Here is a 13,642-nt window from a genome sequence, read left to right as displayed (position 1 = left end):
CGTCTGGACGAGCACGGAAGAAACCATCATGTGTGGAATAGTCGGAATCTGGGGAACCTTGCAGGACAAGGCGCAGGTGCTGGCCGAGAGCTGCCGGCGTATTCGGCATCGTGGTCCCGACAGCAATGGCTTTTGGGAAGACCCCGCAGCCGATGTGGCGCTGGCACATGTCCGCCTGGCCATTCTGGATCTGACCGAGGCCGGGCATCAGCCTATGGTGTCGGCCTGCGGCCGGTATGTACTGGTGCTCAACGGCGAGATCTACAACCATATGGAGTTGCGTGCTCGCCTGGAGCAGGCCGGGCAGGCGCCTCAGTGGCGTGGTCACTCCGATACGGAAACCATACTGGCCGGCTTCGCCGCATTGGGTGTCGAGGCAACCTTGCAGGCGGCTGTGGGCATGTATGCGATTGCCTTGTGGGATCGGGAGCGCCGTACTTTGACGCTGGCGCGAGACCGCATGGGTGAAAAACCTCTGTATTACGGCTACACGGGCGCCAATCTGGTGTTCGCCTCCGAGCTGAAGGGGCTGATGCCGATTCCGGGGTTTGGCCGCGAACTGAGCCGCGCTGCGATGACTTCGCTGATGCGTCACAACTACATTCCGTCGCCTCAATCCATCTACGAAGGCATCTACAAGCTGCCGCCGGGAACGTGGTTGGAGATTTCCGAGGCAGACATGCGCGCGCGGCGTGTGCCGGCGCACCATGCCTATTGGTCTGCGTTGCAGATGGCGGATCAGGGTGTGCAGACACGCAGTAGTTTTGCTTCGGATGCGCAGGCCACCGATGAACTCGAGGCCGTTCTGTCCAAAGCCGTTGGCGGGCAGATGTTGTCTGATGTGAGCCTGGGCGCATTCCTGTCGGGCGGCATTGATTCGTCGACGATAGTCGCACTGATGCAGGCGCAAAGCTCGCAGCCTGTGCGCACGTTTGCGATCGGTTTTCACGAAAAAAAATATAACGAGGCCGAACACGCCAAGGCAGTGGCGCAGCATTTGGGCACCGACCATACCGAGCTCTACGTCACGGCCGACGATGCCTTGGCTGTCGTGCCGACGTTGGCCGATATGTATGACGAGCCGTTTGCAGATTCCTCGCAGATTCCGACCGCGCTGGTGACGCGCATGGCGCGCCAGCATGTGACCGTGGCGCTGTCTGGTGACGGGGGCGACGAGTTGTTTGGCGGGTATTCGCGGTATTTTCGCGTGCGGGACTGGTGGCACAAGTGCGGACGTTTTCCTGGGCCTGTGCGCCATGCGATGGGTGCCATCATGGGTGCGTCCACGGCGTTGCCCGGACGTGGCGCCTGGCGCGGTAAAGTCGGCAAATTCGGTGAGATGCTGCGCGCCGACACGCATGGTGATTTTTATCGGTCGTTCGTGTCGTATTGGTCGGACCCGGCGCAGGTCGTCAAGCAGGGTGTTGAACCCCCATCGTTGTTCGAACAGCCTATGGATGGCTCCGTGTTCGACGTGATGATGAAGCTCGACACGGTGACCTATATGCCGGACGATATTCTGGTCAAGGTCGATCGCGCCGCCATGGCAGTCAGCCTGGAAACGCGGGTACCCTTGTTGGACCATCGCGTTTATGAGTTTGCCTGGCGCTTGCCCTTTGAATACAAGGTGCGCGGCGACACCGGCAAGTGGTTGTTGCGCCAAGTGCTGTATCGCCACGTGCCGCAGTCGTTGGTGGATCGCCCCAAACGCGGATTTGCCGTGCCGCTGGCGAGCTGGCTGCGCGGGCCGTTGCGCGATTGGGCCGAATCGTTGCTGGACCCGGCGCGCCTGCGCCAAGAGGGCTGGTTTGAGCCCGAGCCTATCCTGCACAAATGGCGTGAGCATGTCTCGGGTCATCGCGACTGGAGCAGTCGCTTGTGGGGCGTGTTGATGATGCAAGCCTGGTTAGATCGCTATCACGCCGGCGTCGCCGGCGAAAAGGATTCCTTACGATGAAAATATTGCTGCTGGTCAGTTCCATGCATGCAGGCGGAGCCGAACGGGTGGCCGCCACGTTAGTAAACGCCTGGACCGATCGCGGTGATACCGTGACACTGGTGCCTACTTATTCCTCCAAGGGCACGTGTTTTTATCCTGTTTCCGATGCCGTGAATCTGATCTGGCTGGCCGACCGGGTCGGCACGCGCAGCGGCGGCCCGTTGGCCGCGTGGAGGCGATTGCGCGCATTGCGGGAATTGATTCGCGAGCAGGATCCCGATGTGGTGGTGTCCTTTCTGACCAACGTCAATGTGGCCGCGATCTTGGCGACAAAGGTGCTGGGTAAATTGGATATCCCGCTGATTGTCTGCGAACGGACCAACCCCGTTGCCGAGCTGTCGACCGGCCGCGTATGGCGTATTGCGCGCCGCTGGCTCTACCCCCGTGCGGACATGGTGACGGTACAGGCCGATGATACGGTCGGTCCGTTTGCGCGTCAGGTGCCCGGCATCAAGCAATTGAAGGTCATCCCCAATCCTTTGCCGCCCGAGTTGTTGAATGCCCCTGTGGTAGATACGCAGGCCGTTACGCCGCGTAAACAGCTGTTGGCAATGGGACGGCTGGCGCCGGCCAAACGATTCGATTTACTGATTGACGTTTTTGCGGACCTGGCCGGCGAGTTTCCCGATTGGGACCTCAGCATCTGGGGCGAAGGCGCGGATCGCGACGATCTGCAGGCACGTATCGACGCAGCTGGTCTGGACAATCGCGTGCAACTGCGTGGGCGTACCGACGCCCCTTGGGATGCTTTGTCTCAAGGGCACGCGTTTGTGCTGAGCTCGGCTGTAGAGGGCTTTCCGAATGTATTGCTGGAGTCGATGGCATTGGGCCTGCCCTGCGTGACGTTCGATTGTCCGAGCGGCCCGCGCGAGATGACGCGCGATGGCCAAGACGCCGTGCTGGTGCCCGCGGGTGACCGGGACAAGCTGCGAGAGGGGCTGCGCCGGGTATTTTCCGACCCGGCCCTGCGCCAAGAGCTCGGCAAACGCGCCGCCGAGTCGGTGCGTAATCGCTACGCCTTGCCGGCGGTGCTGGCGCAATGGGATGCCTTGTTTGACAGCGTAAGAGGCAAATCATGAATAACCCTGCGACCCTGCGCGTCACGCATGTGATTACCGGTTTGGGGCAAGGCGGCGCCGAAGCTGTCCTGTTTCGCTTGGCGACTTATCCCGATCAACAGGTGCATCACACGGTGGTATCGTTGACGGATGAGGGCGTGTATGGAGAGCGCCTGCGTGCGGCTGGTGTCACGGTGCATACGCTGGGCATGGCGCGTGGCCGTGTGAGCCTGGGTGGGTTGTTGACGTTGCGCCGGTTATTGGCCGAGCAAAAGCCCGATGCGGTGCAGACATGGATGTATCACGCGGACTTGATCGGTGGGCTGGCTGCGCGGTTGGCCGGTGTGCGCGCTGTGGCGTGGGGGATTCGTAATTCCGGGGCTCATCTGCAACGCAGCAGCCGTTCGGCGCGATTGGTGTTGAAGCTCTGCGCGTTGTTGTCAGGCCGCGTGCCTGCGGCCATTGTTTGCGCGGCGCGCGACGCTGCTGTACGGCATGAACAGTATGGTTATCGCGCCGATCGCCTCGTGGTGATCGCCAATGGCTATGATTTATCGCGGTATCAGCCCGATGCCGAAGCACGCCAGCGAGTGCGTGGGCAATGGCAATTGGCCGACGAAGTTCCTGTGATTGGCTGCGTAGCGCGCTGGGATCCACTGAAGGATCATGCGAATCTGCTGGGTGCTTTGGCCGTGTTATTGCGCCAGAATGGTGGTCAAGGTCTGGGCGCTGATCCGGGGCACAGTAATACGCAGCAGGACGCAGGGTCTAGTGCTGATGCGACGGCTGGCTCGACCGCATGGGCTCAATTGCGTTGCGCGTTGGTGGGACGCGGCATGTCGCCAGACAATGCCGAGCTGGGCGCTTTGATAGATCGTTTGGGACTGCGTGATCGTGTTCTGTTGTTGGGTCCTAGTGATGAGGTCCCTGCCGTCATGAATGCGTTGGACATTCACGTACTGTCCAGTTGTGCAGAAGGCTTTCCCAACGTGGTCGCCGAGGCCATGGCCTGCGGCACGCCTTGCGTCGTCACGGACGTGGGTGACGCGGCTCACATCGTCGGGCAGACGGCCGCTGTCGTGCCCCCCGAGAACGCCGAGGCCCTGGCCCAGGGGATCGCCAGCACATTGCAAGACATCGCTGCACGCGGCCGTCAGGCTGTGGGCGAGCCGGGGCGCGCACGCGTGCTGGCGGAATTCGACTTGGCCCACATGGTCGCGGCATACGACGCCGTGTGGCGCCGCATCGCGCAGGAGGCCAGATGACCGCACCTCGTTTGCTGTTCGTGGTGAATAATCCCGCGTTCTTTCTCTCGCATCGTTTGCCATTGGCACTGGCCGCGCAGCGTGCCGGCTACGACGTTCACGTCGCCACCATGGCAGGCGACAGCGTGTCGCGCATCGAGGGCTATGGGCTGACACATCATGCGATCCCGATGACGCGCAGCGGAAAGAACCCGGTGCAAGAGCTACGCACGGTATGGGCCTTGTATCAGTTATTCCGCCGGTTGCAGCCGGACGTGGTGCATCTGGTGACGATCAAACCTGTGCTGTACGGCGGCATCGCCGCACGGCTGGCCGGTGTGTCCGCGATGGTGTCGGCCATTTCGGGATTGGGTTTTGTATTTGTCGCCAAGGGCGCCAAGGCGACGTTAGTACGTCAGGTCGTTGCCATGTTGTATCGCCTGGCGCTGGGCCATCGCAACAGCCGTATCGTTTTTCAGAATGGAAACGATCGGGACGTGCTGCAGGGTCTGGGCGCTGTGCGCGATGAACAGGTGGTCATGATTCGCGGGTCCGGTGTGAACCTGGCTGACTATGCTGCCGTTGCTGAACCGCCGCCGCCAGTGGTTGCTCTGATGGTGGCCCGTCTGCTGCGAGACAAGGGGTTGCAGGAGTTTGTCGAGGCCGCTCGCATCCTGCGTCGTGAAGGGATCAACGTGCGTATGCGGTTGGCCGGCGGCATTGACCCCGGTAACCCCGCCTCGGTCACCCAAGCTGATGTCGACGGATGGCAACAGGAGGGCATTGTCGAGGCCCTGGGCGAACGCAGCGATATCGCTGCGCTGTATGCGGCTTCGCATATTGCGGTATTGCCCTCATATCGAGAGGGCCTGCCGAAGTCGCTGATCGAGGCTGCGGCTTGCGGCCGTGCGGTCGTCACCACCGATGTGCCGGGTTGTCGTGACGCCATCGAGCCTGATACGACAGGGCTGCTCGTGCCCTCGCATGATGCGCCGGCGTTGGCTGCAGCGATTGGCCGTTTGGCCAGTGATGACGCGCTACGCCAACAAATGGGCCAGGCAGGGCGTGTACTGGCCGAGCGAGAATTCGATATCGACGATGTGTGTCGTCAACATCTGGATATCTATCAGACGCTGCTCGATCAGCGTGTTCGTTAGTTAACCGAGCGGCATCCAATTAGAGATATTTGCGAGGGTGGAGTGCCTTCGCAAAGAATGACGGGCCGCCTTGAGTCAACAAGGTGGCCCGTTCAATCAGAACGGCAATTTCGCATCAGGAGCGAGTTGCTGCAATTGCTTGCGGAAATCCTCCTGGATGCGGGTCAGTGCCTCGTCCGTGTCAGCCTCGAATCGCAGCACGACGACCGGCGTGGTGTTCGAGGCACGTGCCAGACCGAAGCCATCGGGATATTCTGCACGCACCCCATCGATGGTGACCACGCGCAGGGAACCGTCGAATTTGCCTTGCTCCTGCAGCGTCTTGATCAGGGCAAACGGCTGGCCTTCTTCCATTTCGAGTTTGAGTTCGGGTGTGGAAACGGCCTGAGGCAGGGCCTCCAGCAGTTGCGACGGATTGCTTTCGCGCGAGACGATTTCGAGCAGCCGTGCACCGGTGTACAGGCCGTCGTCGAAACCGAACCAGCGCTCCTTGAAGAAAATATGCCCGCTCATTTCGCCAGCCAGCGGCGCGCCGGTTTCGGCGAGTTTGGCCTTGACCAATGAATGGCCGGTCTGCCACATCAGCGGCTTGCCGCCGGCGGCCTCGACAGCCAGGCCCACGTGGCGGCTGCACTTGACGTCGTAAATGATGGTCTCGCCGGGGCAGCGCTGCAGCACGTCGCGCGCGAACAGGATCAATTGGCGATCGGGCCAAATGATCTGTCCGGATTTGGTGACCACGCCCAGACGGTCGCCGTCACCGTCAAACGCCAGGCCGATTTCGCAATCGGTTGTCGCCAGGCAGTGAATCAGGTCTTCCAGGTTGTGCGGGTCGGCTGGATCGGGATGGTGATTGGGGAACGTGCCGTCGACCTCGCAGAACAGCTCGGTGACTTCGCAGCCCAGTGCACGAAAGAGCTGCGGCGCCACGGCGCCGGCGACGCCGTTGCCGCAGTCGATGGCGATCTTGAGCGGGCGCGCCAATTTGACGTCGCCGACGATGCGCTGGATGTATTCGTCGATCAGATTCAGCTCACGGCGGGTGCCGCGCTGGCCTGCCGGCGCAGTTTGCCCCGACGTTGCCGCGGTATTCATGGCATCGCGCAGCGCCAGGACGCCTGGTCCGTAGAGCGCCTTGCCGCCCATCATCATCTTGAACCCGTTGTATTGCGGCGGGTTATGGCTGCCGGTGATGGCAACTCCAGAGCCGGTTTTCTGGGTATAGGCTGCGTAATACACCAGCGGAGTCGGGACTTCGCCGATATCGATCGTGTCGACACCGCCATCCAGAATGCCGTCTTGCAGGGCCTGCGACAGTTCGGTGCTGCTGAGACGGCCGTCGCGGCCGATCACCAGCGCGGAAATGCCTTGGGTACGTGCCTGGTCGGCCAGCGCGCGGCCCAGTGCAACAGCAAAGGCCGGATTCAAGGCATCGGGTACCGTACCCCGGATGTCGTATGCCTTGAAGACGGAATCGGGGTAATGAGTAGCGGTGTTCAAGCAGACTCCTGGGAATGATGAATAATCAAATAGGGCTGATCATATTCAAGCAGAGAGGCGTTACGTGTGCGTGAATGTGAATTATGTGTGCAGGAATGTGAATTATCCTCGATTCGCGGGGCTTGCGGGGCGGCTGCCGGCCGGCGGGCCGCCATATCTGCCGGTCAGCCCCTACAATAACCCTCCTGTCTTCCATGTCGTCCTGCGTGGCCGGGCGCTTTGATTGCGGTTTTCGCTATGAGCTTATTAAACGCATTGCAATCCCTACTGGGCTCGGCCCACGTGCTGACCGGCGACGATGCTGCGGCGCACCTGCAGGACTGGCGTCGTCGCTATCGCGGCACTGCGCTGGCGGTGATCCGTCCCGATTCCACTGAACAAGTCGCGCAAGCAGTGCGTCTGTGTGTCCAGCATGGCACGCCCGTGGTGCCGCAGGGCGGTAACACCGGCCTGTGCGGCGGCGCAACCCCCGACGACTCGGGCCAGGCGGTAGTGCTGTCGACAGGCAGGCTGAACCGCGTTCGTGCCATCGACACCGCCAACGATACGATTACGGTCGAGGCCGGCTGCATTTTGCAAGCCGTGCAACAGGCGGCTGCCGAGGCCGGCCGCCTGTTCCCCCTGAGCCTGGCGGCCGAAGGCAGTTGCACGATAGGCGGAAATCTCGCCACCAACGCGGGCGGTACTCAGGTGTTGCGCTACGGCAATGCCCGCGAATTGGCGCTCGGGCTGGAGGTCGTGACCGCCGAAGGCGAGATATGGAATGGCCTGCGGGGGCTGCGCAAAGATAACACTGGTTACGATTTACGTGACCTGTACATCGGCAGCGAGGGCACGCTGGGCATTATCACGGCCGCCACCCTGAAGCTGTATCCGCAACCCGTGGCCTCTTGTACGGCGTTGCTGGCCTTGGACTCCATCGACGCCGCAGTCGAGTTGCTGTCGCGAGCGCGTTCCGGGTTCGGGGCGTCGCTGACGGGGTTCGAGTTGATGGCGGGCGATTGCCTGCAGACGGTTGTGCAGCTATTCCCCCAGCAGCGTCTGCCCTTTGAGGGCGATTCGGCTAAATCCCCTTGGTTTGCCCTGCTGGAGCTGTCTGACAGCGAGAGCGAGGCGCATGCTCGCGAGCGTTTCGAGGCAGTATTGGGCGAGGCGATCGAGGCGGGGCTGGTCACCGATGCGGCCATTGCCGCCAGCGTGGCGCAGAGCCGCGCGCTATGGCATTTGCGCGAGAGCATTCCCTTGGCCGAGGCCGAGCAGGGCAAAGGCGTCAAGCACGATGTATCGATTCCGATTTCATCGATTGCCGGGTTTGTGCACAAGACCAATGGGTTGCTGCAGGAACGCTTTCCCAATGTACGCAATGTGGTGTTCGGCCACCTGGGCGATGGCAACCTGCACTACAACGTGGCGCGTGCGCCCGGGCAGACAGAGGCCGATCTATTGGCGTTGCAGCAAGACATTTACGACATCGTGCATCGGAGCGTGATCGAGCATGCGGGCTCGATCAGTGCCGAGCACGGGATCGGGCAGCTCAAGCGTGATGAGTTGCCTCATTACAAGGCGGCTCTGGAACTGGGTTTGATGAAACGTATCAAGCAGGCGCTGGATCCCCGGGGCTTGATGAATCCGGGCAAAGTCTTGCAGGCTTGAACTGAGCCCGCGGCGGCACTGCCGCCGCGGTGTGTCTCACGCTCACTTGAACAGCAGGTCGGGTAACCACGACGAGAATGTCGGCACATAGGTCACGAGTGCCAACGCCGCAATCAGCGCGCCATAAAACGGCCAGATGGTGCGCATGACGGTGCCTACCGATACCTTTCCTATGGCGCATCCCACAAACTGCACCGTACCTACCGGGGGCGTGTTCAGTCCCAGCGCGCAATTCAACAAGATGACCACGCCGAATTGCACGGGGCTCATGCCGTACTGCATGCAGATCGGCAGAAAGATCGGCGTGCAGATCAGGATCGTCGCCGCCATATCCAGAAAGGTGCCCAGCAGAAACAGCGCGATGTTGACCATCAGGAAAATGGCCCAGGGCTCTGTGGAGATCGAGCCCATCAGTTCACCGGTCTTTTCTGCGACGCCGTAGAACCCGATCAAATAGCCAAAGGTGGCTGAAATACCAATCAGCAACAGGACGATGCCCGTGGTCTTGACGGCTTTGGCAGCTGCACGGATGAATTGATCCCAGCTCAGCGACCGGTACACCAGTGCGGTCAGCGCCAGTGAATACAGGACGGCGACGGCGGCAGATTCTGTCGCCGTGAATACGCCACTGAGAATGCCGGTAATGATCAGCACGATCACGAACAATCCCGGTGCCGCCGACACGAGCGATCGCACCACCATGGCCCATCCGGGAAAGGTGCCTGCAGGATAGCCGCGTTGGCGGGCCACGAGATAGGCTGCCGCCAGGTTGCACAGCGTCAGGATGACCGCCGGTACGACGCAGGCGGCAATCAATGCGGCGATGGAGACCTTGCCGCCGGTAGCCAGGGTATAGATGATGATGTTGTGGCTGGTAGGCATCAGCGCGCCGACCAATGCCGCATGCGTGGTGACGTTCACCGCGTAATCGGCGTGATAGCCCTCGCGTTTCATCATCGGGATCATGACGGAGCCCATGGCCGAGACGTCGGCAACTGGTGACCCCGATACGCCGCCGAACAGCGTGCAAGCCAGGACGTTGGACATTCCCAGCCCGCCACGCACGTGACCGACCACGGATTTGGCAAACGTGACAATACGGTCGGCAATGCCGCCGTACAACATCAATTCTCCGGTGAAGATAAAAAACGGAATGGCCAGGAACGAAAAGGCGTTCATGCCCGAGGTCATCTGCTGAAAAGCCACCGCGATGGGCAGGTCCTCATAGACGATGGCCGATATCGAGGCCAGACCGATGGCAAAGGCTACCGGCACCCCGATGACCAGAAAGCCGATGAACGTCAATGAAAGTAGAGTCAATGCCATGCGGGTACCACCTTTTGATTGCGCAGCAGCGCAATGATGTGTTCGATCGAAAACAACACGATCAATGCACCGGATAACGTGGCGGGCGCGTATTTCCAGCCTTCGGACAAACCCAGGTTGGGGATCTTGTAGCTGTGCACCGACTCGGCCAGCTGGCCGCAGTACCACGCCATGAGCGCACCGAACAGCAGCACCAGCAAATGGATGACGATTTGCAGGCGTCGCTGGCCGGCTTCGGGCAGCAGATTGACCAGGGACTCAAAACCGATATGGCCTGCATCGCGCACGGCCACTGCCGCGCCGAGCATCGTGACGTACAGCACCAGCAGCAGCGACAGGCTCTCGGCCCAGGTCGGTGTGTTGTTCAGCACGTGACGGCCGAAGATTTGATACGAGACAGCGGCGACCAGGCATATCACTCCGATCACACTTAGCACCATGCATAGCCGGGCAATGGCTGCGCACAGACGTGCGTAGCCATTTAATACCCGTGACATTGTGCTGCCGCTGCTTTCCGTGGATGAAAGCGTTTGGGCAGACATGGCTCTTCCTTATTTAACTGCCTGGATGCGAGCCACCAGATCTTTCATCTCTGGCGTCGTGACAAAGCGTTCATAGACGGGCTTCATGGCCGCCTGGAACGAGGCCTTATCGGGTTCGATGATTTCCGAACCGGCTTTGACGACGATGGCGCGCGACGTGTTCTCGCGTTCGCTCCATAGCTTGCGCATGTAGGGCACCGATTCGCGCGCGGCATCGCGAATGATCTTGCGGTCTTCATCTGACAGCTTGTCCCATTGACGTTTGGAAAACAGCAGGATTTCCGGTGTCATAGTGTGTTCGGTCAGAGAGTAATACTTGGCCACCTCATAATGGTGTGCGCTTTCGTAGCTGGGATAGTTGTTTTCTGCGGCATCCACGAGGCCGGTCTTTAATGCCGTGTAGACCTCGCCCATGGACATGGGGGTGGCATTGCCGCCCAGTGCCTCGACCATGGCGACTGACAGATCCGATTGCTGGACGCGGATCTTCATGCCTTTTATGTCGTCTTTGGTCTTGACGGGTTTGTTGCGCGTGTACATCGAGCGTGCGCCGCTGTCATACCAGGCTAGCCCGACAAAGCCTGCGTTTTCGCAGGATTTCAGGATTTGTTCGCCGATGTCGCTATCGAGCACTTTGTGCAGGTGTTCTTTGGACCGGAATAAAAAGGGCAGCGACGGCACGCGTGTCGTTTCGCAGATGTTGTGCATCGCGGCGCTGCTGACGCGCGTCATGGCGAGCGCGCCCATTTTGACTTGTTCGATGGAGTCTTCTTCGCGGCCCAGTGTGCCGCCGGCATAGACCTTGACGTCGATGCGTCCGTTGGTCCGTTGTTTGATCAACTCGCCCATGTGGCGTACGGCTTGTACGGTGGGGTAGTCGTCAGGGTGGATGTCCGCCGAGCGCAGCGTTTCGGCATGAAGGGATGCACCTGCGGACAGGCACGCAGCAGTCAACGCGGCCACGGTGGCGCGTTTCAGGGTAAAGCACAACATTGTCTACCTCCGGCTTAGGAGTGGGGCGTAATCAGGTTTCTTGTGGAAAAAACGCTGCGGGCACTACGTTGGTGCCAAGTGGGCCATGGGTGTTGGCCCGTTATGAGTCAGTCACTCGGGGGCTAGCCGATAAAAGCGGGTTCCTCCAGGCCGCGGGTGCCAGGTGTGAGGGCGAACAGCGCGCCATCCAGCGCGTCTGGAGCGACGTGAGGGGGACGTATGCTGGTGATGAATAGTGTGTCCAGGCCGGCGCCGCCAAAAGCGCACATGGCCGGTTTGGCGATGGGCAGTGTCAGGCTGCGATCCAGTTTGCCTGCCGGGGTGTAGCGGTACAGCATGCCGGCATCGTTGCCGCATATCCAGTAGCCGCCGTCTTGATCCACGGCTGCGCCATCGGGGCGGCCGGCTGGCAGGCGGTCGATGAAGACGCGGCCATGATGCGGCACGCCGTTGTCGATGTCGTAATCAAAGGCCCATACGGTTTGGCGATCCGGGTGCGAATCGGACACATACATGGTGCGGCCGTCGGGACTGAAGGCCATGCCATTAGGCACGATGAATGTCATGGGCAAGGGGATGCTGAGCTCACCGCCCGCGTAGCGATATAACCGGCCAGCGTCGTGGCCCAGTGCCATGTTCTGGACCATCGTGCCTGCCCAGAAACGGCCCTGGCGGTCGCAGCGGCCGTCGTTAAAGCGCATGTCGGGTGCCGCGTGCGTGACCAGGGCCAGCGATGTCGCAGGCAGCGGTGTTGTTTCAGAAACGCTATTGCCGGTGCTGGGTGACGCGGTGACTGCTGGCAAGGCATAGAGGCCGCTTTCCATGGCAGCCAGCCAGCCCGTGCCGTGCATCGCAATGCAGCCCGCCATTTCAGGGAGCAGCCAGTGATGTGCCAATCCTTGGGCGGGATCGTAGCGCCACAGGCGGCGTGCCGGGATGTCTGTCCAATACAGGGCCTGGTCACTGGCACGCCAGACGGGGCTTTCGCCCACGGTGCATAGCATGCTGCCCAGCCGTTCTGCTTGGGGCTGGGTGTTCATGGGTGGTCTCTGAGGTGAATGCCCACCGCCCGGCTAGTCAGCGAGCGATGGTAGTGTCGGGTGTTCGTGGGTGATTCAGTAACGAGAGTCATTCAAGCATTCCGGCGGTGTAGCAGAAGCAAGGGACAGACTGAGTGATACGTGAACGCCGACAGATATCCTGGGTGAAACAGATACGTTGTCGTACAACTTCGGGCAGTATAATGAGGCCAGAATTTTCACGTCAAGCGCAGTATTACTCGGGATATCCCTTGATGACGAACAACGCAGACTGGCCGGTTTCTGTGCCGCGTCGGCCGCGCAATCTGGCGCAAGGCTTGGTTGAGGACGTGTCCGAACGTATTCGGGGTGGGCAAATCCGGCCAGGTGAAAAATTACCGACCGAGTCCGAATTGATGCGGCAATTCGGTGTCAGCCGTACTGTGGTGCGCGAGGCTTTGTCGCGTTTGCAGGCGGCGGGGTTGGTCGAGACGCATCACGGTATTGGGACTTATGCGCTGGAACCCAGCGGCGGAGCGGATTTTCGGGTGGATCCCGCGGATCTGGCGACGGTGCGTGATGTGCTGGTGTTGCTGGAATTGCGTATCTGTCTGGAGAGCGAGGCGGCTGGGTTGGCGGCGATGCGCCGTACGGATGCGCAGTTGGCGGATATGCGGGTGGCGCTCGATGAGTTCCGCCATAGCCTGGGGAATGCGGGCGATACGATTACGCCCGATTTCAGGTTTCATTTACTGATCGCACAAGCGACGGACAATCGTTATTTTGCTGATCTGATGTCGCATTTGGGGTCGGCGGCTATTCCTCGGGCGCGGATTAATTCTGCGCGTATTGCGGATGAGGACCGGGAGCAGTATCTGGCTCGGGTTAATCGGGAGCATGAGGATATTTATGACGCGATTTCGCGTCAGGAACCGGATGCGGCTCGGGCGGCTATGCGGACGCATTTGAGTAATAGCCGGGAGAGGTTGAGGAGGGGGCAGACGCGGTAGGGGTGTCTGTCTGTGCGCATGTGTGCGTTGCGTATGCAGTGCGTGTGCTGTTTATTCCGTTTTGGTTGCGAGGGCGGATGTTCTTATGGACGTCGAGCCGAGGCAATCGGGCCGGGAGGCCNNCGCAAAGCCAGTCCGGCG

Annotated in this window: 11 protein-coding genes; 6 read left to right on the top strand and 5 right to left on the bottom strand. The window is 60.8% G+C overall.

What is annotated here, in order from left to right:
* The first annotated feature begins 28 nt into the window (after positions 1-28).
* The 4 genes from asnB to ACNA0J_RS08070 are packed head-to-tail and all read left to right on the top strand — an operon-like array spanning position 29 to position 5,458.
* On the top strand, positions 29-1,957 hold the full coding sequence (gene asnB / locus ACNA0J_RS08085) for an asparagine synthase (glutamine-hydrolyzing) (RefSeq protein ID WP_415818238.1): 1,929 nt from the start codon (positions 29-31) through the stop codon (positions 1,955-1,957).
* Positions 1,954-3,078, top strand: a complete 1,125-nt coding sequence (locus ACNA0J_RS08080; RefSeq protein ID WP_415818236.1) for a glycosyltransferase family 4 protein — start codon at positions 1,954-1,956, stop codon at positions 3,076-3,078. The genes asnB and ACNA0J_RS08080 overlap by 4 nt, the downstream gene beginning before the upstream one ends.
* A complete protein-coding gene (locus ACNA0J_RS08075; protein WP_415818234.1) occupies positions 3,075-4,322 on the top strand; it encodes a glycosyltransferase family 4 protein in 1,248 nt (415 codons plus the stop codon). The genes ACNA0J_RS08080 and ACNA0J_RS08075 overlap by 4 nt, the downstream gene beginning before the upstream one ends.
* Entirely contained in the window at positions 4,319-5,458 is a 1,140-nt protein-coding gene (locus ACNA0J_RS08070) for a glycosyltransferase family 4 protein (protein WP_415818232.1), read from the top strand. The genes ACNA0J_RS08075 and ACNA0J_RS08070 overlap by 4 nt, the downstream gene beginning before the upstream one ends.
* Positions 5,459-5,554: 96 nt before the next feature.
* Here ACNA0J_RS08070 and ACNA0J_RS08065 read toward each other — a convergent pair whose 3' ends face one another.
* The gene (locus tag ACNA0J_RS08065) at positions 5,555-6,958 is read right to left on the bottom strand and encodes a phosphomannomutase/phosphoglucomutase (protein ID WP_415818230.1); all 1,404 of its coding nucleotides are present in this window, start codon (positions 6,956-6,958) and stop codon (positions 5,555-5,557) included.
* Positions 6,959-7,195: 237 nt separating this feature from the next.
* Here ACNA0J_RS08065 and ACNA0J_RS08060 point away from each other — a divergent pair, with 237 nt between their 5' ends.
* On the top strand, positions 7,196-8,611 hold the full coding sequence (locus tag ACNA0J_RS08060) for an FAD-binding oxidoreductase (protein ID WP_415818228.1): 1,416 nt from the start codon (positions 7,196-7,198) through the stop codon (positions 8,609-8,611).
* A gap of 42 nt (positions 8,612-8,653) precedes the next feature.
* On the opposite strand, the gene ACNA0J_RS08055 is transcribed toward ACNA0J_RS08060, so the two are convergent.
* From ACNA0J_RS08055 to ACNA0J_RS08040, 4 genes are all read right to left on the bottom strand, one after another.
* Complete coding sequence (locus ACNA0J_RS08055) at positions 8,654-9,937, bottom strand: TRAP transporter large permease (protein WP_415818226.1); 1,284 nt, start codon at positions 9,935-9,937, stop codon at positions 8,654-8,656.
* Positions 9,928-10,434 (bottom strand): TRAP transporter small permease, encoded by a 507-nt coding sequence (locus tag ACNA0J_RS08050; protein WP_415818592.1) that lies wholly within the window; start codon positions 10,432-10,434, stop codon positions 9,928-9,930. The genes ACNA0J_RS08055 and ACNA0J_RS08050 overlap by 10 nt, the downstream gene beginning before the upstream one ends.
* Before the next feature lie 54 nt (positions 10,435-10,488).
* On the bottom strand, positions 10,489-11,472 hold the full coding sequence (locus ACNA0J_RS08045; protein ID WP_415818224.1) for a TRAP transporter substrate-binding protein: 984 nt from the start codon (positions 11,470-11,472) through the stop codon (positions 10,489-10,491).
* A gap of 122 nt (positions 11,473-11,594) precedes the next feature.
* Positions 11,595-12,512, bottom strand: coding sequence for an SMP-30/gluconolactonase/LRE family protein (locus ACNA0J_RS08040; protein ID WP_415818222.1), 918 nt, complete (start codon positions 12,510-12,512; stop codon positions 11,595-11,597).
* A 254-nt stretch (positions 12,513-12,766) separates the two neighbouring features.
* On the opposite strand from ACNA0J_RS08040, the gene ACNA0J_RS08035 reads away from it, so the two are divergent.
* Entirely contained in the window at positions 12,767-13,501 is a 735-nt protein-coding gene (locus ACNA0J_RS08035; RefSeq protein ID WP_415818220.1) for a FadR/GntR family transcriptional regulator, read from the top strand.
* The last annotated feature ends 141 nt before the right edge of the window (positions 13,502-13,642 follow it).

The sequence above is a fragment of the Bordetella tumbae genome, assembly GCF_965139195.1.
In the GTDB taxonomy this organism is placed as follows: domain Bacteria; phylum Pseudomonadota; class Gammaproteobacteria; order Burkholderiales; family Burkholderiaceae_B; genus Bordetella_A; species Bordetella_A tumbae.
The sequence above is the reverse complement of the archived record's forward strand: the minus strand, read 5'-3'. Positions and strand labels throughout refer to the sequence as shown.